This is a genomic window from Methanothermobacter tenebrarum, assembly GCF_003264935.1.
GTDB lineage: Archaea > Methanobacteriota > Methanobacteria > Methanobacteriales > DSM-23052 > Methanothermobacter_A > Methanothermobacter_A tenebrarum_A.
Genome location: NZ_QLOE01000003.1, coordinates 159,834 through 184,925, shown reverse-complemented (window position 1 = coordinate 184,925; position 25,092 = coordinate 159,834). Strand labels below are relative to the sequence as shown.

The 25,092-nt window shown below is 39.6% G+C and carries 28 protein-coding genes and 3 tRNA genes; 12 read left to right on the top strand and 19 right to left on the bottom strand.

Annotated elements, in window-relative coordinates; genetic code table 11:
- Positions 1-13 precede the first annotated feature (13 nt).
- From DPC56_RS03775 to DPC56_RS03765, 3 genes are all read left to right on the top strand, one after another.
- Positions 14-1,627, top strand: coding sequence for a tRNA uridine(34) 5-carboxymethylaminomethyl modification radical SAM/GNAT enzyme Elp3 (locus DPC56_RS03775; protein WP_112093721.1), 1,614 nt, complete (start codon positions 14-16; stop codon positions 1,625-1,627).
- A gap of 9 nt (positions 1,628-1,636) precedes the next feature.
- Positions 1,637-2,320: a deoxyribose-phosphate aldolase gene (gene deoC, locus DPC56_RS03770; protein ID WP_112093720.1), complete on the top strand. Its 684-nt coding sequence runs from the start codon at positions 1,637-1,639 to the stop codon at positions 2,318-2,320.
- A 174-nt stretch (positions 2,321-2,494) separates the two neighbouring features.
- Positions 2,495-2,848 carry a cyclophilin-like fold protein gene (locus DPC56_RS03765; protein ID WP_112093719.1) on the top strand — a complete coding sequence of 118 codons (354 nt, stop codon included), beginning with the start codon at positions 2,495-2,497 and terminating at the stop codon, positions 2,846-2,848.
- Here DPC56_RS03765 and cofH read toward each other — a convergent pair.
- The gene (cofH, locus tag DPC56_RS03760) at positions 2,829-3,959 is read right to left on the bottom strand and encodes a 5-amino-6-(D-ribitylamino)uracil--L-tyrosine 4-hydroxyphenyl transferase CofH (RefSeq protein ID WP_112093718.1); all 1,131 of its coding nucleotides are present in this window, start codon (positions 3,957-3,959) and stop codon (positions 2,829-2,831) included. The genes DPC56_RS03765 and cofH overlap by 20 nt on opposite strands.
- Before the next feature lie 290 nt (positions 3,960-4,249).
- Between cofH and DPC56_RS03755 the strand changes: the two genes are divergently transcribed.
- Complete coding sequence (locus DPC56_RS03755; protein WP_112093717.1) at positions 4,250-4,459, top strand: histone family protein; 210 nt, start codon at positions 4,250-4,252, stop codon at positions 4,457-4,459.
- A gap of 85 nt (positions 4,460-4,544) precedes the next feature.
- Positions 4,545-5,036 (top strand): rubrerythrin family protein, encoded by a 492-nt coding sequence (locus tag DPC56_RS03750; protein ID WP_112093716.1) that lies wholly within the window; start codon positions 4,545-4,547, stop codon positions 5,034-5,036.
- Between the two features lies 1 nt (position 5,037).
- On the opposite strand, the gene DPC56_RS03745 is transcribed toward DPC56_RS03750, so the two are convergent.
- Both DPC56_RS03745 and DPC56_RS03740 read right to left on the bottom strand, forming a co-directional pair.
- A complete protein-coding gene (locus tag DPC56_RS03745) occupies positions 5,038-6,456 on the bottom strand; it encodes a sensor histidine kinase (protein WP_146737607.1) in 1,419 nt (472 codons plus the stop codon).
- Positions 6,457-6,469: 13 nt separating this feature from the next.
- Positions 6,470-6,543, bottom strand: a tRNA-Lys gene (locus tag DPC56_RS03740).
- A 224-nt stretch (positions 6,544-6,767) separates the two neighbouring features.
- Here DPC56_RS03740 and DPC56_RS03735 point away from each other — a divergent pair.
- Complete coding sequence (locus DPC56_RS03735) at positions 6,768-7,505, top strand: metal-dependent transcriptional regulator (protein ID WP_245923865.1); 738 nt, start codon at positions 6,768-6,770, stop codon at positions 7,503-7,505.
- Here DPC56_RS03735 and DPC56_RS03730 read toward each other — a convergent pair.
- The 5 genes from DPC56_RS03730 to DPC56_RS03705 all read right to left on the bottom strand — a co-directional run bounded on the left by DPC56_RS03730 (position 7,491) and on the right by DPC56_RS03705 (position 11,827).
- A complete protein-coding gene (locus tag DPC56_RS03730) occupies positions 7,491-8,210 on the bottom strand; it encodes a hypothetical protein (RefSeq protein WP_146737606.1) in 720 nt (239 codons plus the stop codon). The two genes, DPC56_RS03735 and DPC56_RS03730, sit on opposite strands and share 15 nt — an antisense overlap.
- A 98-nt stretch (positions 8,211-8,308) precedes the next feature.
- Positions 8,309-10,060 carry an ATP-binding protein gene (locus DPC56_RS03720; RefSeq protein WP_112093711.1) on the bottom strand — a complete coding sequence of 584 codons (1,752 nt, stop codon included), beginning with the start codon at positions 10,058-10,060 and terminating at the stop codon, positions 8,309-8,311.
- A gap of 13 nt (positions 10,061-10,073) precedes the next feature.
- The gene (locus DPC56_RS03715; RefSeq protein WP_112093710.1) at positions 10,074-10,754 is read right to left on the bottom strand and encodes a TIGR02253 family HAD-type hydrolase; all 681 of its coding nucleotides are present in this window, start codon (positions 10,752-10,754) and stop codon (positions 10,074-10,076) included.
- A gap of 14 nt (positions 10,755-10,768) precedes the next feature.
- Positions 10,769-11,431, bottom strand: a complete 663-nt coding sequence (locus tag DPC56_RS03710; RefSeq protein WP_112093709.1) for a DNA polymerase domain-containing protein — start codon at positions 11,429-11,431, stop codon at positions 10,769-10,771.
- A 12-nt stretch (positions 11,432-11,443) separates the two neighbouring features.
- On the bottom strand, positions 11,444-11,827 hold the full coding sequence (locus DPC56_RS03705) for a 30S ribosomal protein S8e (protein ID WP_112093708.1): 384 nt from the start codon (positions 11,825-11,827) through the stop codon (positions 11,444-11,446).
- A gap of 263 nt (positions 11,828-12,090) precedes the next feature.
- On the opposite strand from DPC56_RS03705, the gene hypE reads away from it, so the two are divergent.
- Genes hypE through DPC56_RS03690 form a run of 3 tightly spaced genes read left to right on the top strand, consistent with a single transcriptional unit; the run spans position 12,091 to position 14,108 of the window.
- The gene (gene hypE, locus DPC56_RS03700; protein ID WP_112093707.1) at positions 12,091-13,101 is read left to right on the top strand and encodes a hydrogenase expression/formation protein HypE; all 1,011 of its coding nucleotides are present in this window, start codon (positions 12,091-12,093) and stop codon (positions 13,099-13,101) included.
- A gap of 18 nt (positions 13,102-13,119) precedes the next feature.
- Positions 13,120-13,512 carry an RDD family protein gene (locus DPC56_RS03695; protein WP_112093706.1) on the top strand — a complete coding sequence of 131 codons (393 nt, stop codon included), beginning with the start codon at positions 13,120-13,122 and terminating at the stop codon, positions 13,510-13,512.
- The gene (locus DPC56_RS03690) at positions 13,509-14,108 is read left to right on the top strand and encodes a 5-formyltetrahydrofolate cyclo-ligase (protein ID WP_112093705.1); all 600 of its coding nucleotides are present in this window, start codon (positions 13,509-13,511) and stop codon (positions 14,106-14,108) included. The genes DPC56_RS03695 and DPC56_RS03690 overlap by 4 nt, the downstream gene beginning before the upstream one ends.
- A gap of 3 nt (positions 14,109-14,111) precedes the next feature.
- Here the strand turns inward: DPC56_RS03690 and DPC56_RS03685 are convergent, their stop codons facing one another.
- Together DPC56_RS03685 and DPC56_RS03680 are read right to left on the bottom strand one after the other, a co-directional pair.
- Complete coding sequence (locus DPC56_RS03685; protein ID WP_112093704.1) at positions 14,112-14,702, bottom strand: hypothetical protein; 591 nt, start codon at positions 14,700-14,702, stop codon at positions 14,112-14,114.
- Positions 14,703-15,017, bottom strand: a complete 315-nt coding sequence (locus DPC56_RS03680) for a hypothetical protein (RefSeq protein ID WP_112093703.1) — start codon at positions 15,015-15,017, stop codon at positions 14,703-14,705. It lies immediately after the preceding gene.
- 388 nt (positions 15,018-15,405) lie between these two features.
- On the opposite strand from DPC56_RS03680, the gene DPC56_RS03675 reads away from it, so the two are divergent.
- Positions 15,406-15,480, top strand: a tRNA-Val gene (locus DPC56_RS03675).
- A gap of 2 nt (positions 15,481-15,482) precedes the next feature.
- Positions 15,483-15,555, top strand: a tRNA-Phe gene (locus tag DPC56_RS03670).
- An 8-nt stretch (positions 15,556-15,563) separates the two neighbouring features.
- Here DPC56_RS03670 and DPC56_RS03665 read toward each other — a convergent pair.
- The 6 genes from DPC56_RS03665 to tes are packed head-to-tail and all read right to left on the bottom strand — an operon-like array spanning position 15,564 to position 21,154.
- Entirely contained in the window at positions 15,564-16,841 is a 1,278-nt protein-coding gene (locus tag DPC56_RS03665; protein ID WP_112093702.1) for a tRNA (N(6)-L-threonylcarbamoyladenosine(37)-C(2))-methylthiotransferase, read from the bottom strand.
- Between the two features lie 60 nt (positions 16,842-16,901).
- Positions 16,902-17,546 carry a protein-L-isoaspartate O-methyltransferase gene (locus DPC56_RS03660; protein ID WP_112093701.1) on the bottom strand — a complete coding sequence of 215 codons (645 nt, stop codon included), beginning with the start codon at positions 17,544-17,546 and terminating at the stop codon, positions 16,902-16,904.
- Positions 17,546-18,166 (bottom strand): HVO_0476 family zinc finger protein, encoded by a 621-nt coding sequence (locus DPC56_RS03655; protein ID WP_112093700.1) that lies wholly within the window; start codon positions 18,164-18,166, stop codon positions 17,546-17,548. Before DPC56_RS03655 ends, DPC56_RS03660 begins: the two co-directional genes overlap by 1 nt.
- Positions 18,167-18,184: 18 nt before the next feature.
- Positions 18,185-18,676 (bottom strand): homoaconitase small subunit, encoded by a 492-nt coding sequence (gene hacB / locus DPC56_RS03650; RefSeq protein ID WP_112093760.1) that lies wholly within the window; start codon positions 18,674-18,676, stop codon positions 18,185-18,187.
- Positions 18,669-19,658, bottom strand: coding sequence for a beta-ribofuranosylaminobenzene 5'-phosphate synthase (locus tag DPC56_RS03645; RefSeq protein ID WP_112093699.1), 990 nt, complete (start codon positions 19,656-19,658; stop codon positions 18,669-18,671). Before DPC56_RS03645 ends, hacB begins: the two co-directional genes overlap by 8 nt.
- An 11-nt stretch (positions 19,659-19,669) precedes the next feature.
- Positions 19,670-21,154: a tetraether lipid synthase Tes gene (tes, locus tag DPC56_RS03640; protein ID WP_112093698.1), complete on the bottom strand. Its 1,485-nt coding sequence runs from the start codon at positions 21,152-21,154 to the stop codon at positions 19,670-19,672.
- Positions 21,155-21,292: 138 nt separating this feature from the next.
- Here tes and DPC56_RS03635 point away from each other — a divergent pair, with 138 nt between their 5' ends.
- Positions 21,293-21,808: a CDP-2,3-bis-(O-geranylgeranyl)-sn-glycerol synthase gene (locus DPC56_RS03635; RefSeq protein WP_112093697.1), complete on the top strand. Its 516-nt coding sequence runs from the start codon at positions 21,293-21,295 to the stop codon at positions 21,806-21,808.
- On the opposite strand, the gene DPC56_RS03630 is transcribed toward DPC56_RS03635, so the two are convergent.
- Genes DPC56_RS03630 through DPC56_RS03620 form a run of 3 tightly spaced genes read right to left on the bottom strand, consistent with a single transcriptional unit; the run spans position 21,805 to position 25,090 of the window.
- On the bottom strand, positions 21,805-22,830 hold the full coding sequence (locus DPC56_RS03630) for a hydantoinase/oxoprolinase family protein (protein WP_112093696.1): 1,026 nt from the start codon (positions 22,828-22,830) through the stop codon (positions 21,805-21,807). The genes DPC56_RS03635 and DPC56_RS03630 overlap by 4 nt on opposite strands.
- A 5-nt stretch (positions 22,831-22,835) precedes the next feature.
- Positions 22,836-23,804, bottom strand: coding sequence for an ATP-grasp domain-containing protein (locus DPC56_RS03625; protein ID WP_112093695.1), 969 nt, complete (start codon positions 23,802-23,804; stop codon positions 22,836-22,838).
- A complete protein-coding gene (locus DPC56_RS03620; protein WP_112093694.1) occupies positions 23,801-25,090 on the bottom strand; it encodes a nucleotide sugar dehydrogenase in 1,290 nt (429 codons plus the stop codon). Before DPC56_RS03620 ends, DPC56_RS03625 begins: the two co-directional genes overlap by 4 nt.
- Positions 25,091-25,092: the final 2 nt, after the last annotated feature.

The window sequence follows — 25,092 nt, the reverse complement described above, 5'->3', positions numbered from 1 at the left end:
GGAGTTCCAGAGGATGGAAAGCGCCTGTCGCTTAATAATAGAAGAAATAGTCAAAGGAAAAATAAAGACAAGAGAAGAGCTCGAAAATCTGAAACGTAGAGTTTGCAAGGACCTTAAACTCAAAAAGTTCATAGGCAACTCCACAATACTAAAATATGCCACAAAAAAAGAAAGAAAGATCATAGAAGAACTCTTAAGAAAAAAACCTACAAGGACAATCTCTGGAGTTGCAATAGTAGCAGTAATGTGCCAACCCCACCCATGCCCCCATGGGAGATGCTTATACTGTCCAGAAAGCGAAAAAGCACCCCCAAGTTACACAGGAGAAGAACCAGCAGCACTCAGAGCAAGAATGTACAAATTCCACCCATACCACCAAGTATACAACAGACTAAAGCAACTCCACAGCATAGGACACCCCACAGATAAAGTAGAACTAATCATAATGGGGGGCACATTCCCATCCCAGACACTATGCTACCAAGAATGGTTCATAACACAATGCCTAAAAGCAATGATAGACTTCGGAGCCAATATCAAAAACCTCAAAATAAAACTACCAAAATATAATAACGATTACATACACCTAAAGGATGTCCAATCAGCCAATGAAAAGGCACCTATAAGGTGCGTGGGCCTAACATTCGAAACAAGACCCGACTACTGCAAAGAAGAAGACGTGGATAGGATGCTATCCTTTGGGGTCACAAGAGTAGAACTTGGAGTTCAAACAATATACAACCACATATACCAGAGAATAAAAAGAGGCCATAACATCCAAGATGTTATAGAATCCAACAGAATCCTAAGAGATTCAGGTATCAAAGTCGCAATGCACCTCATGCCAGGCTTATTCGCAGACTTCGAAAAGGATCTTAGAATTTTCAAAAGACTATTTTCAGACCCATCCTTCAAACCCGACATGATAAAAATATACCCATGCCTAGTTACAAGGAACAGCCAATTATACCACCTATGGGAAAAAGGAGAATACAAACCATATAATACAGAAGAAGCGGCTGAATTAATCGTCCAAATAAAGAAGATGCTACCAAAATGGGTTCGTACAATGAGGATACAACGTGATATACCCTCACACTTAATCGTTGATGGAGTTAAAAAATCAAACCTTGGAGAAATAGTTTACAAGAAACTCGAAGAAGAAGGCATACAATGCCAATGCATAAGATGCAGAGAAATAGGACACAGACTATCAAAAGGCGCCAGTATAAACCCAGACAACATAAAACCCTTGAAAGAATCCTACAAAGCAACAGGTGGGAAAGAATTCTTCCTATCCTATGAAGACACTGAAAATAATATTCTCATCGGATTCCTCAGATTAAGACTACCATCCAAGAAAGCCCACCGAAGGGAAATTAACGAAAAAACGGCGCTAGTAAGAGAATTACATGTCTACGGGCCTATGCTCCCCCTCGGCGAACCAGGAAAGGGTATTGGACAACATTCAGGGTATGGGGAGAAACTATTATCCTGGGCAGAAGAACTAGCCATCAAAAACAACAAGGAAAAAATATTAATCACGAGCGGAATAGGGGTAAGAAACTATTATAAGAGGCTTGGATATGAGAAAGAAGGCCCATACATGGCAAAAGTGTTAAAATGAGTGGATAAAATGGAAAAAGAGAGTTTTGCACGTCTCATAGATCATACAAATGTAAAAGCTGATGCAAAAAAAGATGACATAATAAGATTATGTAAAGAGGCTGTCCATTACGGGTTTGGCTGTGTAATGGTAACCCCAACTAATGTCAGATTAGCATCCAAAATACTCAATGGCACGCCAATAAAAGTAGGTTCCGTTATAGGATTCCCAACAGGCAGCACCACCCCAAGGGTAAAAGTTTTTGAAGCTAAAGAGGCTATAAAAAACGGTGCCAGTGAATTAGACATGGTTATAAATATAGGGGCGCTAAAATCTAGAGAACTAGACTTTGTCACTGAGGATATAAAAGGGGTGGTCGAAGCTGCCAATGGCAATATAGTTAAAGTCATAATAGAAACAGCATATTTAACAGAAAAAGAAAAGATACTAGCCTGCAAAATAAGTAAAAAAGCCGGTGCAGATTATGTTAAAACATCAACCGCTTATTGCAAGCTTAAAGGAGCCACCTTAGAGGATGTGAAACTGATGAGATCCGTGGTAGGGAAAAATATGGGTGTTAAAGCCTCCGGTGGTATAAGAGATCTTAAAACCGCGCTTGCCATGATAGAAGCGGGAGCTGATCGAATAGGAACCTCAAGTGGTGTTCAAATAATTAGAGAATGGGAAAAGTTTAATTTCAACCACCCCCTTTGATAAAAGGATTCCGTAGGCGAGTTTTCAAATGTCCCCATTAATCTAGGCCTGTCGACGGCAACCCCCTAATTTCCAGGAAACAGTTCACAAAAAAATTAAAAGGAAGTTTTTCTGAGATAAGAAGCCCCCCTTTCCAAACTTGCGAAGGGAGAGTCCCCTGGGAGGGTATGAAAGATGATGATCAAGATAGAAGTTGAAGGGAAAGGCCATGCGATTGGAAAATTGGATGATAGAAACCCTAAAACGGCTCAGATCATCTATGATAATCTGCCATTAGAGGGCAGAGCCCTCATATGGCTTGAAGAGGTCTATTTTGACATACCATTAACCATAGAATATGAGAATCCATCCAAAAAGGCTACTATAGGTGATATATCCTATTGGCCTCCAGGTTATGCCTTCTGTATCTTTTTCGGGTCAAGTCAACCCTATTCTGAAGTTAACCATATAGGTAAGATCATAGAAAACCTTGAAATCTTCCAGGAAGTGGAGGAAGGTGACAGGATAATCATAGATAGGGTTGAGTGACTGGTTGTATTTTCCTATAGAGCGTATCCCTCATAGCAGGGGTTCTACCAATATCCATTATAACCCTCCTCATTTCCTCGACTTCCGCGTTAACACCATATGATGCTCCAGCCGATCTTGAAATGTTCTCTTCGCCGAGTGTCCCGCCAAGATCATTTGCACCTGCCAGTAGGCACATTTGTGCGAATTTAAATCCTAGTTTAACCCATGATGCTTGTATATTCTTTATAAGGTCTCTGAACATTAATCTTGCAACAGCATAAAGTTTCAAGTCTTCCGTCCCAGTACTCCCGGCCTTGGCAAGCCCATCCTGGTATATTCTCGTATTTTTGTGCATGAATGGTAATGGTACGAATTCTGTGAAGCCACCTGTACGCTCTTGGATAGATTTCAAAATTTCAAGGTGTTTTATCCTTTCTTCAGCTTCATCTATATGACCATACATGATGGTTGAGGTTGTGGGGATGCCTGTTTTATGGGCGGTTTCTATCACTTCAATCCATTCTCTTGTATTGAGCTTTTTTGGACAGATAATACGTCGAATATTATCATCTAGGATCTCAGCTGCCGTTCCTGGCATCGAATCTAACCCTGCCTTCTTAAGTATCCTTAGAGTTTCCTCTATCGAAAGTTCCGCACTTTTTGATCCATAATATATTTCCATTGGTGAGAATGCATGGATGTGTATCTTTGGGAGCTCAGATTTTATAGCCCTTAAAATATCCTCATAGAAGTATGTGTCCACGTTGGGGTGTAATCCTCCTTGTATGCATAGTTCTATTGCCCCATTTGCCGCGGCCATTTTAGCCCTCTTGAGTATCCCAGGTATTTGCATGAAATATGATCCATTCTCATTCGGGCTCTTTCTGAAGGCGCAGAAGCCGCAGTTGCCTGTGCAAATGTTTGTGAAGTTTATATTCCAATTTTTTATGAATGTGACTTCTTCCCCGACAATTTCTCGCCGCACAGCATCTGCTATTATGAAAAGCCCATGCAATTCGCTTCCTTGGAGTTTCATTAGATAAAGCGCATCCTCGGAGGATATTGGCTCATTCAGGGCCTTTTCTAATATTTTTTTCGTGTGTGGGCTGACTTTTAGGGTGTCAAACATAATATCATCTTCTGTTAAGATTATTTCCCTTTTATTCTATGATAGGTTTATATTATAAATTTTTTATCATCCCAAGTTTCCTTAATAACTTGTTCCAAGTTATGGTCAATACATTTTTTTTGAGGTTTCAATTTTTTTTCATGGGGATCTGGCTTTGGGAAAAGTTACAATTTTGTGATCTATCATATCGATTACCATTGTAATTTTATGGTTGAATTAATCCCATAAATCCAAGTATAATCAATAGATTTAAATATGAGTAACTATTAGGTTATTTTGGAGGTGAAAATATGGTTGAATTACCAATAGCACCAGTTGGAAGAATCATAAAAAATGCCGGTGCTGAGAGAATAAGCAATGATGCAAGAGAAGCACTAGCAAAGGCCCTGGAAAAAATGGGTGAAGAGATAGCAGTATCAGCTGTTAAATTCGCAAAACACGCTGGTAGAAAGACAGTTAAAGCAGAAGATGTGGAATTGGCCGTTAAAACAATGAAATGATATGCTATTGGGGGGGTGCTAGAATACATCCACAGTATGATAAGCACCCCCCTACATATTTTTCCCTTTTTTTTGGGGGATGATAATGTCAACATTAGAAAATTTGAAAGAAGCATTTGCCGGGGAATCCCAAGCAAACAGAAAATACCTTGCATTTGCGAAAAAAGCTGATGAGGAAGGATATCCTCAGATCGCGAAGCTATTCCGTGCAGCTGCAGCTGCAGAGGCGGTGCACGCTTTTAATCATCTAGATGCTATGGGAGCTGTTAAAAGTACAGAGGAAAACCTTAGAGAAGCCATAGATGGCGAAGCCCATGAATTCGAGGAGATGTACCCCCAATTCATTGAAGAATCCGAAAATGAAGGGGAAGAACAGGCTACATGGAGCTTCACCGTTGCTAATAAAGTTGAGATGATACATGAACAACTTTACAAAAAAGCCCTTGAAAACCTTGGAGAAAACGAGGAAGTAGACTATTATGTGTGTAATTGGTGTGGTAACACAGTCGAAGATGAGCCACCAGAAAAATGTCCAATTTGTGGAGCGCCAAAAGAAGAATTCAAAAAAATAGAATAATTTATCCTTTCCCCATAGAAACTTCAGGTATTGTTAACCTGAAGGTTGTTCCATTATCTGATATCATCTGGACCTCAGCGTTGATCTGGTCAGCTAAACTTTTAACTAATTGAAGACCTAAAGATTCTGTATTCTGCCAATCAAGATCCTCAGGGAAGCCCACCCCATTATCACTCACTTCAAGAAGGATCTTATCATCCAAAGACTTCAACTTTAAATTAACTTCTCCTTTCCCACCCTCTGGGAAGGCATGCTTACACGAATTTGTTATAAGCTCATTCACTATCAAACCAACTGGTATGGCCAATTCTACATCCATTTTTATCCTGTCAATGTCAAGGTTAAGTTCGACCCCTGTAGGGGCGTAACTAGTAAATATACCTCTGGCAAGTGTCTGAAGATACTCCATCATGTCAATTTCTTTAAAGTTAGAAGAACGATAGAGCTTCTCATGGATTAGTGCCATGGATCTCGCCCTATTTTCACTCTCTTTAAAGATTTCAAACGCCTCTTTACCCTTTAAATATCTTGCTTGGAGGCTTAAAAGACTTGAAATTATCATAAGATTGTTCTTAACCCTATGATGGATTTCTTTAAGGAGCAGATCCTTCTCCTCAATGGCCTTCTCCAATTCTTTTTGGGCTTCTTTTATATCAGTTAAATCTTGGACCACAAATATAACCAAATCCTTCCCATTGACATTAATAGGCTCACTGAGGATCCTAACATGACGTTCATTCCCCAGGGGGTCTAGAATCTTCGTTTCATAAGGTGGAACTTTCCCACCCCTTTTTATGGTCTTCAGCAAATCCTTAGCTTCATCTATTTTCTCGGGTAGGATGAGGTTCAAATCAAAAACGGACTTACCCTTCAATTCATCCTTTTCTAGTCCAATAAATTCACTTACATGCTCATTTACATCATAAATCTTCCCATCAAAGTTAGAAATTAATATATACTGGGGTGACAATTCAAATAGTAAACGATATCTTTCCTCGCTTTCTGCTATCTGTCTTCTCCTCTTGTCTATCTCCTCAACTAAAAATATAACCACTATATTTACAAAAAATAACATTAAAACGCGGAATAAATCCTCAATAAGATAAAAAGATGATACAAGGTAAGAAGAGGCTAAAAGTAGAAATGATAATATCCCAGTTAAAATCAGAGATCTTCTTTTAAACCAAATAGTCGCTAAAATAATCGGAATATAAAAGAAATGGGTGAATATAACATGAACATGTAAGATAAAATGGAAATAGTAAATCAAACCTATAGAAACTCCTGTAAAGAATGCCAAGAGAATGATCCCCACTTTTTTGTCATAGAAATCAAACACCAAAGGCATCACCTTGTATAAAAAAACTGTGAACCATATTCTACCTTTTTTACTCTTTTGACTCTTGTATAATACTGCCAAAGAAAACTTTGGATGGGCCCGACGGGATTTGAACCCGCGATCTTCTGGTTAAGAGCCAGATGCCCTGCCAGACTGAGCTACGGGCCCTCTTAAACTAGAAAATCTTTATATTTTTATATTATCTATATATTGATTACATAAACTTTTTGGTTATGAAAAGTGCCAACATTGATATTATCCCAGATTATCAGATTAAAAATGTGAATGAGTTCCTAAACTTAAAAGAAAGTTTTTTTAGATTTATGATTCTTGTCTAGGAAAATTTTTATATGGATATTTAATGAGATATGATAATAATTTAGGTGAACCTAATGGAAATTTTAAGCGAAAACATAGAAGAGTACCTAGAAACTCTTTATAAACTTTCACAAGAGCAAGAATTCGTAAGTACATCCAGCATATCCAGAGAATTAAGGATAGCCCCTCCAAGCGTCACTCAGATGCTTCAGAGATTGGCCAAGATGGGCCTTGTGGACTATTCACCATATAGGGGCGTTAAACTCACAACGAAAGGTTATAGGATGGCCGAGAAGGTCATAAGGAAACATAGGCTGCTTGAAAGGTTCCTATATGACATTCTAAATTTGAAACGGGATAAAATACATCAACAGGCTTGTGAAATGGAACATGCGCTTTCTGATGATGCTGAAAGAGCTCTCTGTCAACTGCTCAAGCAGCCAAGTTACTGTCCTGATAAAAACCTCATACCCCCATGCGACTTCAAATTCAAAACATGTAGCGAATGTGTGAAAAGAAAAGATGAAGACCTTAAAGAAATAGGTTCAAGGGACGAAAAACTGCTATCACTACCCCAACTAGAAGAGATGGAAGAAGGAAGAGTATCATTTATAAGAGGCGACTACAAGTTCATGGAAAAAATTATGAACATGGGGATAACCATCGGAAGTTTTATAAGAGTCCTGAAAAAGAGTCCTCCAATAGAATCTATTGAAATAGAAGTGAAAGGGTCAAAGATCGTGCTCAGAAAAGACATTGCAGATAACATTTTCATAATAACTGAAGAAAATCCCAGTTTAGGATCTAGCTAACCAATTTTCAACCTTTTTCATGATATTATCGAGGAAATCTAATGACTTTTCGTGTGAACTAAGAGATATTGCCAATTCCATGATGGCCCTTTTATCCCCTACAATCGCCATATAAAGTAGGAGATTCTCATACAATTTACTAGTTTGATATCTTTCAGGCGCTTTTAATCCCCATAAGTGTATGAGAGCCCATTCCTTTGATGAATTCTTAATCTTCGAAAGTTGGAATTCCTTATTAGAGAAGATCCTCTCCTTGATATATTTTAACAAGTTCCTATTTTTCAAGGCCCAGAAGGTGAAATCATCATATTTATCCCTTAACTTGCTGATCTGACCCTTTTTCTCGTCCCGTATCCCTATAAACTCCTCCTCATACTTACTAAGTTGGAATTTCGACTTATCAGCCTCCACAGACCTTAATAGGTTACCATACCTTCTTTTCAGTTCTTTACCCGCTTCTATGTGGAGTATTTCATCGTCTGTAAGTTTTCTCTTCTCTAAAAGTTCCTTTTGGGATTCAACTTCCCTCGCCCACTCTTCACACTTTCTCGATTCAAGCTCTTTTAACTTTTCATGGAATCTTCCTTTTAAAAGTTCCATGGCAAAAAACTTCCGCCAACCATCATCCCCCAAATGGGATAAGATATTCGCTATTTCAAACGGATTCTCTGGCTCCCTCTTAAAATATGATAGTATCCTAGCCATTTCCCTTGGAAAAAAGCTCGGAATTATCATTACTAAAAGCCAGAAAATAACTGACACAGAGAAGGAAACTAAGGCTGGTAGAATTATCCCCTGGATATTCATGAAGACGCCCCTTTACTGAGGATAATTTTCCGAAATTCCCTTTTGGTTTCTGTTATAATCTTAATATCTCTAACATTTATGTTATTTTCATTGAAATATTCAAGTAATTGCGTGGGGGTGACTGTCTCTTCAAAATCTACAAGTATTGAACCGCTTTCAATGCTTAATTCAACTGATCCACACTCTGATAATAGTCTCTCAACTTCTTCAACTTGTGAAGTTTGCAATCTAATATTATTCTCTGTTATAATTTCAACATTCTTAAGATCTATGTTGTTTTCATTAAGGTATTCAAGTAATAGGGTAGGGTTTATTGTCTTTTTAAGTTCTAAGAGTATTGAAACGTCTTCAATACCTATCTCAATCGCCCCATACCTTAATAATAATTCTTTAGCTTCTTCAACTTGTGGGGTCTCCACCCTGAAGGTGCGTAGGCGTTGCTGCGCCTCTGCAATATCAATATCCATCCTTTGAAGGTCTATGAGAACATGCCTTTCTAGGGCTTCTTCTAGTATTTCCACATCTATTTTTTCCATTTCACGATTTATTCTCACTGCCTGGGCTATTTGGGCAAGATCCCTGGCATGGGCGAAAGTTGGGGTTAATCCTTCACCACCATCCTCTTTGGGCGTGTAAACTAGTCTGAGTCTTTCGAAAATCTCTTCATCATATTTTTCACCTAGAAGATCTAAATTTCTTTTGAATACTTCAATTATCTCATCCACTGGGGGTTCCTGGAGGAATATATGTAAGGGCGCCCTTCTAAGATGGGCCTCATCCATTATACTTATATCAAGGTTTGTGGAGAATACAGGGATAAAATGTGAATGTACAGTGACAGGAACCCCTCTAACATATACTATTTCCTTTCTGTTTTCTAGGGGTATTATTAAACGGTTAAGTATCATGTTATGGTCTTCCTTTTGTCTTCCAAGATCATCAAGGAGTAGGACGCCACCATTTGCTTTTACGATAGGGGAGGTCTCATATACTCCCTTATTTTGGTTGAAATTTGTCTCCATTTTTTCAATTGTAAGTTCAGATCCTGTGAAGACGAATGGTGCATATATTTTAACCCACCTTGGGTCCTCTGGTTGTTCATCACAGAGTTTGTGAAAATCTGGGTCGTATAATTGGATTACTTGTTCATTAAATTCGATATAGCGTGGGATTAAAATTGGGGGAAGCAGATCCGACATTTTACTTGTGATGAATGTTTTACCCGTCCCAGGAGGACCATATATAAAAAAGCCTTTTCCAACTGTAGCAGCTTCAATCATGGTCTTTTTAGCCTCTTCGCTGCCAACAATGTCCTTGAATGCTTCCTCAATGATCTCATCAGGTATTTTGATGGGGAATCTTCCCTCGAGTTGTTTTTCCATTATCTTATAATAAAGTTCATATGTTACTGGTGCCATGCCAGTGTATGGGTTTTCTTTAAGGAGTTTTTCTGCGAGGTTTCTTCCCTCCCTTTTTATAGTATATGTTACTGTTGGGAATAGGAAGCCCCCACCAATGGAAGCACATAATTCCTCATCTTCCATCTCTCTTATACATTCTTCGAGTATGTTCACATGTAACCCTGTGATTTCATGGATCCTTTCAACTTTTATTGTCCCATAGGTGGCTATGATTTTGAGGATAAGGTTTTTTATAAACTCGCTTGATAAGTCTATCTCATCAAGACTCTTTGGCTGTTTTAAAACCTCGAAGAGTATTTGCATTTTTTCATCATGATAATAATCCACTTTTAGGCACCACCTATAGGATATTTTTAAGCTCCCCAATGTTGGATATTATCTCTATGTCGAGTTTTTCTCTTTTTATATAATCTTTCTCATCATCTTTTAACTTGGAGTTGACAAGTATTGCTGACATGCCAGCATTCACTGCGCCGATTATATCCTCCTTAAACTTATCCCCAACCATGACAGAATTTTCAGGCTTACAACCCATCCTATTGAGGGCTTCCCTAAATATTCCCTGATCTGGTTTTTCAACTCCCACCTCTTCTGAAGTGACAACCTCATCAAAGAAATGGTGTATGCCAAGTCTTATCAGTTTCTCCCATTGTTTTATGGTAAGGCCGTTAGATATCACTCCAAGATGATAACCTTTACTTTTGAGGTATATCAAGGTGGGTATGGTCTGTGGGAACGGTCTCAGAAGGGCGAACTTAACATTATGGTATGTTATCACGCCCAAAGCTATCAGTAGGGGGTTTTCCTCACCGAAAACCCTCTCCGTAAGCACGTTAAAATGTTTACCATAATTTGATCCCTTTTCATCTATAATCTCTTTAAGGAGGGGGTAAGCCTCTTCTTGTGTGAGGGGTAGCCCAGCCTCTATCATGACACTTAAAGCAGCTTTTCTAGCTAACATTGCAAAACTTGACGTGTCATAGAGCGTATCATCAATATCAAAGTACACGGCTTTTATCATGAACTCCACCCCCCCTATAGGAATGCGTCTAGGCTACTCTGTCTTTCACCCTTCGCCAACATGAGAAGATCCTCTGTCGAATATCCAAGTGAAGTTATTATACGGGATACGGCAGCTAGAACTTGATTCTCTATATAATAATCAGGGTCATACTCCCCCTTGAAATCTTCGGCTGGGACCGCCCTTTGACTAATGGGTTCTTTCCCCTTCACTATAATGTAACGGATTATGGATCCTCTTTCAACCCGTCTACCCTTTTTGAGTGATCTTCTAGCTGCTACTATGTGGGGGCCCACTTGCTTGTATTCGTCAAGGTTCTTGGTAATCTGTGTATGGATGATAAGATCCTCGACTCGCACGTTACCTTCTTTAATATCTTTTATAACCTTCCTTACAATATCTTTAGCCTTCTTGGGGGATCCTTCCTCTAGTATTGCCCGGAGTACCATCTGTTGTGTCTTCTTGGCTATTGGCGCCCAGTCCCTCCTTACTAGTTCAAGGCCCTTGACGATGATGGTATTATCTTCGATTAGGGCATATCTCTTCTTGGTTACGAAAAAGCCCCTCTGGTAGAATCCCTCATATTCGAGTTCCATCCCCTCTGGAAGCCTATTATTGATATAATTTAAAAATTTCTCAACCTGGGAAAGTATCTCCCTTTTCAGGTTATCAACCAAATTTATACACCATTATTTTTTGATTAATATTCCATTGAGTATGCCATGTTGGCCAGGTCTTGAAGTTACCCTGGCAAGGCCTTTGCTTGTCTCTACAATAGCACCCTTTGTTATGATATTCCTCCTTACGAAGTGAGGGTTGGCCCTATTCTCTACAACATTTAGTATTTCCGCAACTTCTACTTTATTGGTGTCAGGGTCTACCACATTTATGTGTGTGTCTGTTACAAGTCTAAACTTCTTGTTACCCCCCATTGTCCTTATTATCCTCATCTTCCTTTCACCGATTCTTGTCTCCGCGGCTTCTCTTCCAAGTTCATATTTTCTTTTGCCTCTGCTCTTTTTCAACCTTCCACCAGTTGGTTTTCTCTTGGATCTACCTTGCCATATCGCCATTTAACATCACCTCAAAATACTATATATTAGAATTAGATGATATAATTTAAGTTAGATGATATACAATTATCACCCCTCTGGGGGTCCCCAGAGAAAGAATTATATCATCTATTAATTAGCCCTTGATTATATAAATTTTTCGGATTCCCTCAAAAGAGGATCTATGGGTGATGAACTCCAAGTTTGGGAAATGTTCCTTCCGGGGAAACAATTTTATACTCTCCTATAATACTATAATGATAGGGTAATAAAAAGGTGAAGTTATGAAGATCAGCATGTCACATGGTGCAGGCGGAGAAATGATGCAAAATCTTATATCAGAGATAATCCTCTCCAACATCCAGAAAAAGAGTGTTAATGGTGGTGTTGGATTAGATGACTTGGATGATGCTGCTAGCATACCACTAGATGGGTATGAAATAGTTATAAGTACTGATGGTCACACCATCGACCCATTGTTCTTCCCAGGGGGAGATATTGGGAAACTCGCAATTTCAGGTACAATAAATGACATATCAGTCATGGGCGCGAAACCCCTCGCCATCGCAAATGCTATGATAATAAGTGAAGGCTTCAATTCAGAGGAATTAGAGCGCATCATAAAATCCATGGACCAAATATCCCAGGAAACCGGAACTTCAATAATAACAGGTGACACCAAGGTAATGGAACAAGGAAAACTTGACAAGATGGTAATCACAACAACAGGCATTGGAATAGCAGAGAAGGGCAAGATAATAAGGGATAACGGACTCGAGGTTGGGGACAAGATCATCCTAACAGGGAGCATAGGAGACCATGGGATAGCATTAATGGCCTACAGGGAAGGATTCGGCTTCGAAACAAGCCTCAAATCTGATGTAGCACCAATCTGGGAGATAGTGGAAGCCGCCTTGGAGATAGGGGGCGTGAAGGCCATGAAGGACCCCACCCGCGGAGGTCTTGCAAACGCCCTCAATGAACTGGCAGAAAAATCTAGTGTGGGCATGATAATAGAAGAGGATAAAATACCAATCAAAGAGGAAGTAAGGGCCGTCTCTGAGATGCTTGGCATAGACCCCTATGAGGTTGCAAATGAAGGCAAAATAGTGATGGGCGTGGAATCAGAACTTGCAGATGACATCCTTAAGGTTATAAGAAGAACAAAATATGGGGCTGAGGCAGAGATAATCGGTGAAGTCACAGAAGAGAAGCATGTAATACTTGAAACATCCCTTGGCGGTAAAAGGATAATTGAAGCGCCAATAGCAGATCCCGTGCCAAGGGTATGTTAAAAAAAGGGCTTGATTAAAATGGAAGAAATCACAAAAAGGAGGCTTTTCGCCTTTATCATAGACTTTTTAATGGTCAATTTGATAATCTGGGCCCTAACATTATTATCCTATCCTATAATAGTCTTCACTGGTTCTTTTTTCATTTACAATTATTGGCTGGTCTTAGTGGCCATTATAACGATTTTATATTTCAGTTACTTTGAATATCATGGTGGAACTATTGGCAAATTAAACCAGAAGTTAAAAGTAGTCTCGAAAAAGGGAGAGTTGGAATACAAGCAGGTTATAATAAGGAATCTTCCCAAGATTTGCTGGCTTCCACTGATATTCGATCTGATACTCTCATATAACAGAGAATTAAGATTATTTGATAGGCTAGCTGGTACAAAGGTTGTAATGGAAGACAGATGAAAAAGAGGAAAATTAGAAAGTTGATATGGGATCGCTTGCACAAACTTGGCATCTCAAAAAGACCCAGGGGGGATTATGGTAGAATACCCGATTTTAAGGGTTCAAGGGCTGCTGCACTACGTCTTTCAAGAACAAGAGAATGGAAAAAGTCCAGGATAGTATTTTCAAGTCCAGATTCTGCTCAACGTCCAGTAAGAGAACTGGCCTTAATTCATGGAAAAGACCTTATAATGCCCACACCACGACTCAAAAAAGGATACCTCCTTATAAGATCAGACAATACAAGAGGATATGAAAGGTTAGCCTCCACTATAAGAGGAGCATACAAGTTCGGATCACCCCTAAAGGATTTCCCCAAGGTAGATATTGTAGTTGAAGGGTCTGTGGCCGTTGACATGGATGGTAATAGGCTTGGTAAAGGTGGGGGTTATGGTGATCGTGAAATAAAAGAACTTAAAGTTCATGGTGCAATATCCCATTATACGCCGATTGTAACTACAGTAGATGAAGCGCAGATCATTGAAAGAGTGCCGGTAGAAGCACATGACGAGAAAATAAACATGATAGTAACCCCACACCGTGTTATAAGAATATAACATTTATTTTATTGAGAAGATTGACTTGAAGGGTTTCCAGTAAATGTGTATATGTAAAAATGTTGCCACTACCATAAGAATCGCCATTTCAGCATGCCAATATGTCACTGTTGGGTTTAAAGCCGTTTTGATACCTAATTTTATGAAGAAGATCAATAGGAAACCTGTGAAACCCGTCCCGGCATAACCAAATGTTAAAAGCAAATTCCATAATCTCCTATGCTTCGACCTTTTAATATACCCCTTTTTAAAGAGATAATAAGTGAAAAGGTATAACCCAAAGATGATTAAACTCAATGGTATAATATGATAATCGTGATCAAAACCGCCCTTATCTTCGATAGTATGGACATTCTCATCTCGTACATTATCTGTTTGTGCTACACTATCATTCGCTGCAACCGAATCTAATGTCTGTGAAAAGTCACAGAAACCATCACCATTTAAGTCTGTGTATCGTGGGCACTGGCCAGGATATGGATCATTCACAAGCCCATATGGACAAGAAGTAGCACAGGACCCTTCTGCTGATAACAGGCTAGCCATGGCTGGAAGTACCAATATGAGTTTCTTGGCGATTTTTTCCCAATCCAATCAACGCACCCCCAAAATCCTGCGCACACTACCTTTATAATAGTGAAAATGGAATATTGTCACTATCACGAGGCCTATACCGGCCTCAACATGCCAATAGAGCAACTGGTGATTAAATGGGGTTTTAACACCATTTTCAAGCATTAATAGTAGGATGAAGCCTCCGATCCCCGAAACTACAAATGCTATGAATATTATAAGGTTCCAAAGATTCACATGCCATCTCTTCTTAACTAAACCCATCCTGTAAAGACCATAAGTAATTATATAAAATACTATAAATGGCGATGATACAAGTAAAATCTCATATTCCATTTAAACACCCAAATTTATGGAGATTGTCACATAATATAAAACTTGAATTTTAAGGGTTGTTACCCAACCTATGAAATACTCCTTAATATACTTTACTAAAATCATATTTATATCAGATTCACATTATTAGACCCCTGTTATTGACACTATGTGACACAAGATCATGAAATGTCCTAAACTGCGGTTTCAGAAACTGATAAAGTTGTCATGGACCCTTGGAATATCCTAGAATCCTAAAGTTGTGTGGAGAGACCCCCTTGTTTTCCGTTGGAGGCCATTTGATGAGAAATTGAAAATTGGGGTTGTTACAAAAAAGAATCTTAAACGTTTGAATGTGGCAACTAAAACGGAAACTTTTATATAAGACATATGATGAATGAAATAATGGGGGCCGGTGGTCTAGGGGTAGGATACCTCCCTGACACGGAGGTGGTCGCGAGTTCGAATCTCGTCCGGCCCACCATTGCCGTGGTAGTTCAGTTGGGAGAACGCCAGACTGAAGATCTGGATGTCGCCGGTTCAAGTCCGGCCCACGGCATCAAAGAATTATACTATTGGGGTTGCTGTAAGATAAGTGTTGGTCGCCCCATTAATCTTAACTTTTAGGAAAGATCCTGGATCTGCATTTTCTGTTATAACAGGTATATAAGAATTGGTTCTTCCTATGAAACCTCCCTTCTTGCCTTTTTCGACTATTAGTATTTTCTGGGATGTTCCAACTAGTTTCATGTTATCTTTTATTGTTATCTCTGATTTTATCTCTTCTATTATTTTTGAGCGCCTTTTAACAACTTTGAAGTCTAGTTCTTTGAGTGAGGATGATAGTGCTCTTGGTCTATGTTTATACTTTGATAGGTGGATGAAGTTTGGTTTTATTTCCTTTAGAAGTTTGCAAGTGTCTTGGAATGCTTCTTCATCCTCTGTTGGATATCCTACTATTATATCGGTTGCAATGGACATTTCAGGTATTTCTTCTCTGAAACTTTCCACTATATACTTGAAATCTTCTACTTTGTATCCTCTCCCCATATCCTCTAGTACTCTGTTGTTTCCGCTTTGAACTGGTAAATGTAGAAACTTGTAGACTTTCTCGGATTTGAATGCGTCTATGAGATCCTCTAATATGTCGAGTACGTTTCTGGGGTGCATCATACCTACTCTTATCCTGAAATCATCGTCTATTGAACTTATCTCATTGAGGAGTTCTGGTAAACTTTCACCGATATCCCTACCATAGGCTGCCGTATCCTGGGCTGTTAATTGTAGTTCTTTACAGCCTTCTATTATCGCTTTTTCCGCTTCCCTTTTAACCGCGCTTATGGGGTAGCTTTGGAGTTTCCCCCTGGCGAAACGGGTGCAACAATAAGTGCATTCTCCAAGACATCCCTCACATAACTGTATTATGTGTATGTGGGGATTGAATCTTATCCTAGGCATTTCAACTTTCTTTATAGGATATGATCCGGTCTCTTTTATTCTTTCACCCTTTATCGCTCCTTTGACCACTTTATATATTTTGTGGATTTTATGCGGCCCTATCCAACTTGCTCTTGGTGCTATCTTTTCGAGTTTTTCAGGGTCTATCTCTACCATGCACCCGGCTACTATTAATGGCTTGGAAGGATAAAGTTCTTGGACTCTTTTTATCCTGTTTATGACCTTATGTTCGGTTGGATGTTTAACATAGCATGTGTTTATTATGATGAGATCAGCATCTTTAATAGTTTCCACTAACCTTATGCCTTCTTTTGAGAGTATTCCTGCCATTATCTCTGAGTCGCCTTTGTTAAAAGTGCATCCGAATGTTTCAATGTATGCTCTCATAATGATCTCCAATAGAAATAGTTACATTATTTAATATCTTTTTTCTTTATAAAAAAATTTTTAGAATCGCCATCCATATTTACCTATTAAGGGTACGAATGCCACTCCGCCAAGGTTTTTGGTCTTGAAATTGTCCTCTGATAATTTTTCCACTAGTAGAAGATCTTGGTAGAATCTGTCACGTCCAACTGGTATTAGGAGTTTGCCCCCAACCTTTAATTGCCTTTTGAGGGGCTCTGGCACATCTGGGGCTGCTGCGGTTACATAGATCCTATCATATGGCGCTGCCTCTTCCCAGCCTTCCGTACCATCAGCATGGATAACTTTAACTTGCTTGTAATCTTTCAATTTCTCTTTAGCCCTTTTATACAATGATTCTATACGTTCTATGGTGTAGAGTTTTCCTTCTTCCCCAATTATCTCTGCCACGACCGCTGCATGATACCCGCATCCTGTACCAACCTCCAATACTTTCATCCCCCTTTCAAGGTCTAGGACTTCACACATCATCGCAACCATGTGGGGGGCTGATATCGTCTGTCCTTCCCCTATTGGTAGTGGCTGGTCAAGGTAAGCGCTCATCCTATGCTCTGGGGGTACGAAATTTTCCCTTGGAACCTTTTCCATGGCCTTTTTCACTTTCTCGGTTTTTATATAATTTCTGGCCACGAGGTCTTCAACCATTTTTTTGCGTTCTTCTAACATTAAGATCCCGATATGATATTTTCAGAAAGGTCAAGCTTGTATTTTCCCCTGGTGGGTGACCCGTAGACTCTCTTGATCTTATGGGCTGGCGCAGCACCCCTTTTGATGTGTCTATCAATTGTTTTTATAGATTTCACTTTGAAGATGTGATTTTTGAGTTTGAATATGTCACCAACCCTAAATGTGAAGTTCCTGTCTATTTCGAGTTTCTTTGAAAATACTTTCCCATGTAAGTCTATGGAGACTCCTAGTCTTGCCGGGGCATCTAATGGTATGGCCCATATTGTGGCCAAGTCTAATGCCTTGCACTTGTCAACTCTTTTACCATTTTTTAGTTCCAAGGATGTTATCTCCACGAGTCTTCCGTTTATGCTTAGCGTGTCCCCTACTGCGATTTCTTCATCAGAGTATAATTTGACCTTGTCTTTCCATGATTTTTCATATTGGCTTATGATCACTGGGTACTCGAGTGGCTTGGAAATGACTAGGTTTTCTTTGAATATTGTCCCACAATCTTCACATTCTAGAACTAGTCTTTTAATCTTCTTATATTTTGAATCGGATTCTGTTCTACTTTTTAATACTTTGAGGGATTCCGAGCCACATATGGGACATTTCATCTCAGATTACCTCATTGATTATAGCCTACCCTTTTTTAGGTAATGTTCCACGAGCCCGCCATCTTCTAGTATTTCTAGGATAAAATCATTGAATGGTTTTATCTTGAATGTTTCCATGGTGGTCTTATTTTCTATAATCCCCTTTTCTAGGTCTATTTTGAGGATGTCACCTTCATCGGCTTTTATATCAGCTACTATAACTGGCAAGCCTATGTTAATAGAGTTTCGGTAGAATATTCTTGCGAATGATTTTGCTATTATCGCTGATATACCTGCATGTTTAAGGGCGCGTGGTGCTTGTTCTCTTGATGAGCCACATCCAAAATTATTACCTGCTAGGATTATGTCCCCTTTTTTTACTTTAGTTGGGAAATCTGGTCTTATACCCTCCATGATGTGGCTTGCAAGCTCATCTAGATTGAATGTTCTAAGGTATCTTCCAGGGATTATAACATCGGTGTCTATATTATCTGGGAACTTCCAAGCTCTTCCTTGTATTATCTTATTCATATTTAGCCCCACTATTTCGAGCATTCGTTATGAGGGCCAAGCCCCCCACGTCACCCATGGCCTCTTTAGCCGCTTTTAGAACATCTTTTGGATTTGTGTCAGTGATTCCATAGACCGCTGGTCCGAATGAGCTCATCCCAGCCCCTACAGCGCCAGTTGATAACATGTTATCTATTATCTTGTCTATGATTGGATGTTGGAGTTTTCTTTCAACTCTCTTGAATCCTATCCTCTGGATTTCGTTTATGGCTTCCCCGAATGATTCGATGTCCTCTTCTAGGACTGATGGCATCATCTTCATCAAGATTATATGGGATAATCTTTCAACTTCTTCTAGGGGTATTGGGCAATATTCCTGGAATATGTTGACTTCCTTCCTTCCAGATACTTGCCTGTCAATCCTTGGAACGGCCACTATAATATTCCAATCCTCTGGGAAATCGTATCTGGCTATTACAGGTGGCGGTGATGCCCTGGATGCTGATGATGGTAGAAAATCAGTCTTTTCTTTTTTACTATGTCCCCCGTCGACTATGAAACCACCATATTCAAATGAGGCCACTCCTATCCCAGACGTCCCCCCTCTGCCAACTATCCTCGCAAGCTCCCATGAATCCATTTCAGTCCCATGAAAACCAGTTATAAGCTTTGCAATGGCGAGGGAAACCTGAGTCCCGGATCCAAGGCCTGAATGGGCCGGGAAAGTCTTTTCTATGATGAAATCGAATCTTTCAATGCTTTTAAGGTAACTTAGTGTCCTTTTAGCTGCTTCTTCTATCTTGGCTGAATATTCTCTTATTAGATTCTCTTCAAGGTTCTTCTCTTCAAATTCTGTTTTAAATTCCCCGTTGGGTTTGGCTTTTATAATAAGGTTGGGATTCTTGAGTGTGATGCCAACCCCACCATCAAGACGGCCCCTTTCACCGTTAAGATCTATTAGGGTTAAATGCAACCTCGAGGATGTTATAATCCTACCATTCATCACGTCTCACTTTAATCGGATTTTTCCTTATATGGCCTGGCAAATTTTCTTTCAACAGCTTCCCTGTAAATGGAATTCATGGTACAGAATGGTATTATACGCCCATCAGGTATTGCATAATGGATTACGCACCTTTTAACCCTGTCGATATCAAAGTTCCAAGGGTCCATGAAATGCATACAAGATATTAGTAGCGTCTTTTTATGGAATTCTCCAAGAGCTTTATAGGATCTCTCTTTGAATATTGAAATTAGTATACTTTTTATATCCACTGACTTGGGGGCCTTTGAAGAGTCGAGGAGCTTGGGAAGCTCTATTGCAGATCTTGCGATTGCTTTTGCCTTCCCGGTTATACCACCCTCTTCAATATCTTGGGCGTCCTTCTCAAGTATCTTGAAGAATCTATCCACGTCAATGAAACGTGTTATAGGTATTATGTGAGCGTTCTCTACAAAAATATATGTTGCGGTTCCACAATGTGGATGGCAGGTGAATGTGACTTGTGGTTCGCCTTCTAATGCGGCCACGAAATCTGATATAGGACAGACAGAAGATGCTGGATAGAAATCTCCCATTTTTATCTGGCCATTTGTTTGTTCCTCAACTAGCCTTTGGAAATCTGGTATCGTTATTCTCTGTTCTTCAACTTTATCTGCTGGTGTCCTACCGGTGAATGATACTGGTTGGAAATTAACACCTCTTATTATGTCAATGTTTTTTATCGCGAATTTTATGATATCCCCTACCTGATGATCATTTATGCCCTTTACGAGTGTTGGTACAAGTACTATGCCCAAGTCGGCCTTTCTACAATTTTCTATAGCCTTTAATTTAAGGGGTAAAAGGTTTCTACCCCTAGATTTGAAATATGGTTCCTCTGTAACACCATCAAATTGTAGGTAGACTGTGTTTAATCCGGCTTCTCTCAGTTCCTTTGCAAGTTCTGGTTTCGTGGCTAATTTAACACCATTTGTAGCTATTTGAATGTGTGTGAAGCCTTCGTCCTTGGCGAGTTTGACAAGATCCACTATATCCTTTCTAACTGTGGGTTCGCCCCCAGCATATTGGATTGCCGGGGTTGGAACTGGCCTATTATCTCTGAGATTGCGCAACATTTGCCTTATTTCCTCATAGGATGGTTCATAGAGATATTTTGAAACAGCAGCATTTGCAAAACAGATGGGACAATTTAAATTGCAACGATTGGTAACATCAATAAGACCGAGGATGGTGTGACTTTCATGCTGTGGACAAATCCCACAATCAAGGGGGCATCCTTTATCCGTTTCTGTGTGAGGATTTAAGATACCTTCACCCTTGTAATCGTAATTAGAGAATCTCTCATAGGCTCTTTTATCGCTCCAGTAAACATTTTCGAAAATACCATGATCTGGGCATTCTTTTTTTATGATAACCTTTTCGCTTCCTTCTAGCACCTCTGCCTTGATCTTCTTAAGACATACTGGACAGAGGCTGTTGGTTTTTTTGATAACCACAATCCCACCTAGATATGATTTTTTTTTCTGAAACTAATTTTATTCCAGTAAAATTTTAATAGGGGCATTAAAGTTTATATACATCAATCCCTTGATTTATTGAAATCAACTTCTAATAGTGGATGTTGGTGACCTACAATGGAAATTGATGCTATCAATATCTTAAGTATCGTCTATGTAATATACTTTATGCTACCAGCTTATATAGCAAATGTAAGTGCCCTTGTTTTTGGAGGGGGCCCGCCCCTTGATTTCGGATATCATTTCATTGATAAAAGGCGGTTGATAGGTGATGGGGTTACATGGCGGGGGAGTATAATAGGAACGCTCCTAGGAACACTAACCGGGATGATACAAGGCACCCTAGTGGATAACATGCTATATGGTATCCTATTAGGTTTTCTATTGGCTCTCGGAGCGGTTATTGGTGATGCATGTGGGAGTTTCGTGAAGAGGCGCTTTAATATAGAAAGGGGACGGCCTGCCCCAATCTTGGATCAATTAGATTTTGCTGTTGGCGCCATGCTCTTCGCATCCATTATTGTCAATTTTAGCTGGGAAATGATAATCATGATACTGATAATAACTGTAATATTACACCTTTCGGCTAATATTATAGCCTATCTGATCGGTGTGAAAGATGTATGGTATTAATATTCTCTTGTGAGGTGGTCCCCCATCATGACGGCGGATCCTATTGCAGGTGCAACTATACATGCGCGGGGATGTAAAAATTCATCCATACTCCTACATTCCATTTCTAGAATTTCGGCTGCTTTTCTTCCGAGGATGTTCATACCAAGTCCTGTTGTAACTATACTATTTAATTTTTCCCTATCTGAAACCTCTTTAATGGCCTCGGCTATCTTCAATATTTGTTGATGGTAGATGTATGCTGCTATCTCTCTTATGTCCTGCTGGTTTAGAAGTTTAAGGTCGGCGCAGAGTAATCTTGCTATCCGTCTCATGGAATCTCTTATGGTCTTATCGGCTCCATCTGGTGTGTCACAAGTGTACTCTTTGTAGTCTATGTTGCCAAGTACTAGATGTATGTCGGCGGTTATGGCGAATAATTCGGATGAGACCCTATACCATCTGCCATGTAATGGGACTTTATCTACGATTGTCGCAACGTTATTTCTTAGCACGCCAGTGTATACGAGTTCTCCTGTTGATAATCTTTCTAGATCTGATCTTCCTTTTGCACATTCCCTGCCATCTTTTATTGGGATTATATCTGTGGTTGTGCTTCCGACATCTACCATTATACAATTTTTGTTTATGGCTGCGGCTAGCTGGGATGTTGCAATCCAATTAGCAGCCGCCACTTCTAATGGGTTTTTTAGGGCGGTAGCTGCATCTAACATTCCTGATAGGCTAACATATGCTACCGGAACGTTGAAAACCTCCTCAACCTTCCCTATTATATCCTTCACTCCTTCTTCTTTGTCCTTGTACGCGTCTGCAAGTTCTGCTGTCATTGTAACCCCAACACCATCTATTGCCTCTATTTCTTTGCCTAGGAGTTCCTTTAACGTCTTTTGGAGTTCGTTTTTCTTAAGCCACATGGGGAGGTATCTGGACTCGACTTTCATGTCCTTTAACTCACCATTTTCTACTTCTATTATGGCTATGTCTGTGTTCGCGCCACCTATATCAATTCCCACAACTTTCATACGAATCAACCTATGATATCTATTATCATAGAATCTTTCCCCTTTTTAAATTCAGCAACTCCATTTATATTCCATTCTTTGGGCATTTTACCATCTACAGCTCCTATAATGGCCTTTCCAAGGTTTATATCAATGAGTTTTCGGAGGGCGATGTATGGTGTGGTTATTCTAGAATTTAATTCAACTACATAAATTTTATCTGACAGTATTAGATCAACACCAACATACCCTCTGAGCCCTTCTATAGACTCAACAGCCCTTTTAGCTACTGATAATGCATCAGCGGCCATTTCATGTTCAAATGGGGTGATACCTCCATTATATTCTAATGTACTATCATTGTATTCAATATTTTGTTTATTTAATGATAATGGGAGTGATGTTTCTCCATTGGATAATATGCTAACACTTACAGGTTCGCCCTCTACAAAGTTTTGTACTATCATCCTAGGATCTGATGATACTATTACCTTTTCAAGCTCTTCACTTGACTCTATAATTTTTATACCCTGGCATGCGACCCCATCGATAGGTTTGACCACCATTTTCCCTGTAAAATTGACATCATCTAATTCGTATGTTTCTATGAGGGGTACTCTGCCTTTAAGTGCATTATAGGTTTCACGTTTATCTGAGCATATGAGAACGGCTTCAGATGCTGAACCCATAATCTGAACACCCTCTGATTCCAATAAACGAGTTAACTTATATAATTCCATATTTTCTTCCGGTGCTATGAAAAGAGCCGCATCAAATTCACTCGCATTTTCTTCAACCCATGAATAAAGATCTTCTCGTAATATGATAGGATTGGGATAATCAAGCAAATCAGTAAAATTTTCAAATATGAGATAGGATGGTTTAAACTCCCATAGGTCTTGGAGTAAGGCTTCGAGCATGGATTTGCCCTCTATTAAAATACTAGGGTCTTGGATGCCCGTGGCAGTTGCATACTCAAATACTAGGAGGTTCAAGGACGACCCACTCCCTTGAATATTATACCCTTCTCCTTGAATTTTTCAGGTTGTAATATGGGCCTTGCGCAGATGAAAACTCTCCCATGGATCATATTAGGTTCTATCTCACGATATTCATCATGGTCTGTCATTAAAACTATACAGTCGCATTTTAAGGCCTCTTTTAATGTGACAGGTTCCGCTCCCATGGCTTTTATAATTTCATTTTTTACATAGGGGTCATGTACTACCACCTGGGCTCCTTCTTGTATTAGTGCGTCTATTAGCGGCTTTGAGGGTGTTTCTCTCGTATCAGCTACATTACCCTTGTAGGCTACTCCTAGAATCCCTATATTAGAATCCTGGATACTTGCCCCTGTATCATTAAGGGCGTCTTTTATAAGTTGGAGTACATGGTAGGGCATTTCTTCGTTTATCTGGCGTGCTGTTCTAATCAGTCTTGCATGGACTCCTCTGGCTTCTGCCATTTCAACTATAAAATAGGGGTCTATGGAAAGACAGTGTCCTCCAACTCCTGGACCTGGTATGTGTAGGTTTACCCTTGGATGGTAATTCGCAGCCTCTATAGCGTCTATGGCATCTATGCCGAGTGATTCGCATATAATGGCCAATTCATTCGCTAATGCGATATTAGTATCTCGGTAGGTGTTTTCCATCAATTTAACCATCTCTGCGGTTACTATATCCTTAACTTTCACTATTTCGCCTTTTGTTATCTTATCATAGAGTGTGATGGCCCTTTCTGTGCTCTTCTCGTCAATGCCGCCTATAACCCTAGCATTGTGAGTCATCTCATATAATGTATTATTTGGCAGGGCCCTTTCAGGCGTGTATACAAGTCCAAAATCTTTTGAAACCTTTAAACCGCTCTCCTCGAGTATTGGTAAAATGATCCTTTCGCATGTGGTGGGTGGAACAGTACTCTCCACTATTACAAGATCGCCCTTTTTAAGGCCTTTTGATATTGTCTTTGATGCTGAGATGACCGCTGAAAGGTCTGATGACCTATCAGCACTTAATGGTGTTGGAACCACCATTATCATTATATTGGCTTTTCTAGCAGCATATTCACCATCGCCTGTTGCCTTTAGTTTTCCTTTTTTAACAACTTCAAGGAGAAGTTCATCTAATCCAGGTTCTATTATGGGTGAAATGCCCTGATTGATTAAATTAACAATATCAGGGTTTATATCAACACCAATAACTTCAAAACCTGCCTTGGCGAAAAGTGCGGCGGTTGGAAGTCCTATATGGCCCAGTCCAAAAACAGCTATTAAATCCATGT

Bases quoted from the DNA above. Each gene is read 5' to 3' on its own strand.
- DPC56_RS03775 (WP_112093721.1), top strand. From the start codon at position 14: ATGGAAAGCGCCTGTCGCTTAATAATAGAAGAAATAGTCAAAGGAAAA.
- deoC (WP_112093720.1), top strand. From the start codon at position 1,637: ATGGAAAAAGAGAGTTTTGCACGTCTCATAGATCATACAAATGTAAAA.
- DPC56_RS03765 (WP_112093719.1), top strand. From the start codon at position 2,495: ATGATGATCAAGATAGAAGTTGAAGGGAAAGGCCATGCGATTGGAAAA.
- cofH (WP_112093718.1), bottom strand. From the start codon at position 3,959: ATGTTTGACACCCTAAAAGTCAGCCCACACACGAAAAAAATATTAGAA.
- DPC56_RS03755 (WP_112093717.1), top strand. From the start codon at position 4,250: ATGGTTGAATTACCAATAGCACCAGTTGGAAGAATCATAAAAAATGCC.
- DPC56_RS03750 (WP_112093716.1), top strand. From the start codon at position 4,545: ATGTCAACATTAGAAAATTTGAAAGAAGCATTTGCCGGGGAATCCCAA.
- DPC56_RS03735 (WP_245923865.1), top strand. From the start codon at position 6,768: ATGGAAATTTTAAGCGAAAACATAGAAGAGTACCTAGAAACTCTTTAT.
- DPC56_RS03730 (WP_146737606.1), bottom strand. From the start codon at position 8,210: ATGGCTAGGATACTATCATATTTTAAGAGGGAGCCAGAGAATCCGTTT.
- DPC56_RS03715 (WP_112093710.1), bottom strand. From the start codon at position 10,754: ATGATAAAAGCCGTGTACTTTGATATTGATGATACGCTCTATGACACG.
- DPC56_RS03705 (WP_112093708.1), bottom strand. From the start codon at position 11,827: ATGGCGATATGGCAAGGTAGATCCAAGAGAAAACCAACTGGTGGAAGG.
- hypE (WP_112093707.1), top strand. From the start codon at position 12,091: ATGAAGATCAGCATGTCACATGGTGCAGGCGGAGAAATGATGCAAAAT.
- DPC56_RS03695 (WP_112093706.1), top strand. From the start codon at position 13,120: ATGGAAGAAATCACAAAAAGGAGGCTTTTCGCCTTTATCATAGACTTT.
- DPC56_RS03690 (WP_112093705.1), top strand. From the start codon at position 13,509: ATGAAAAAGAGGAAAATTAGAAAGTTGATATGGGATCGCTTGCACAAA.
- DPC56_RS03680 (WP_112093703.1), bottom strand. From the start codon at position 15,017: ATGGAATATGAGATTTTACTTGTATCATCGCCATTTATAGTATTTTAT.
- DPC56_RS03665 (WP_112093702.1), bottom strand. From the start codon at position 16,841: ATGAGAGCATACATTGAAACATTCGGATGCACTTTTAACAAAGGCGAC.
- DPC56_RS03660 (WP_112093701.1), bottom strand. From the start codon at position 17,546: ATGTTAGAAGAACGCAAAAAAATGGTTGAAGACCTCGTGGCCAGAAAT.
- DPC56_RS03655 (WP_112093700.1), bottom strand. From the start codon at position 18,166: ATGAAATGTCCCATATGTGGCTCGGAATCCCTCAAAGTATTAAAAAGT.
- hacB (WP_112093760.1), bottom strand. From the start codon at position 18,676: ATGAATAAGATAATACAAGGAAGAGCTTGGAAGTTCCCAGATAATATA.
- DPC56_RS03645 (WP_112093699.1), bottom strand. From the start codon at position 19,658: ATGAATGGTAGGATTATAACATCCTCGAGGTTGCATTTAACCCTAATA.
- DPC56_RS03635 (WP_112093697.1), top strand. From the start codon at position 21,293: ATGGAAATTGATGCTATCAATATCTTAAGTATCGTCTATGTAATATAC.
- DPC56_RS03630 (WP_112093696.1), bottom strand. From the start codon at position 22,830: ATGAAAGTTGTGGGAATTGATATAGGTGGCGCGAACACAGACATAGCC.
- DPC56_RS03620 (WP_112093694.1), bottom strand. From the start codon at position 25,090: ATGGATTTAATAGCTGTTTTTGGACTGGGCCATATAGGACTTCCAACC.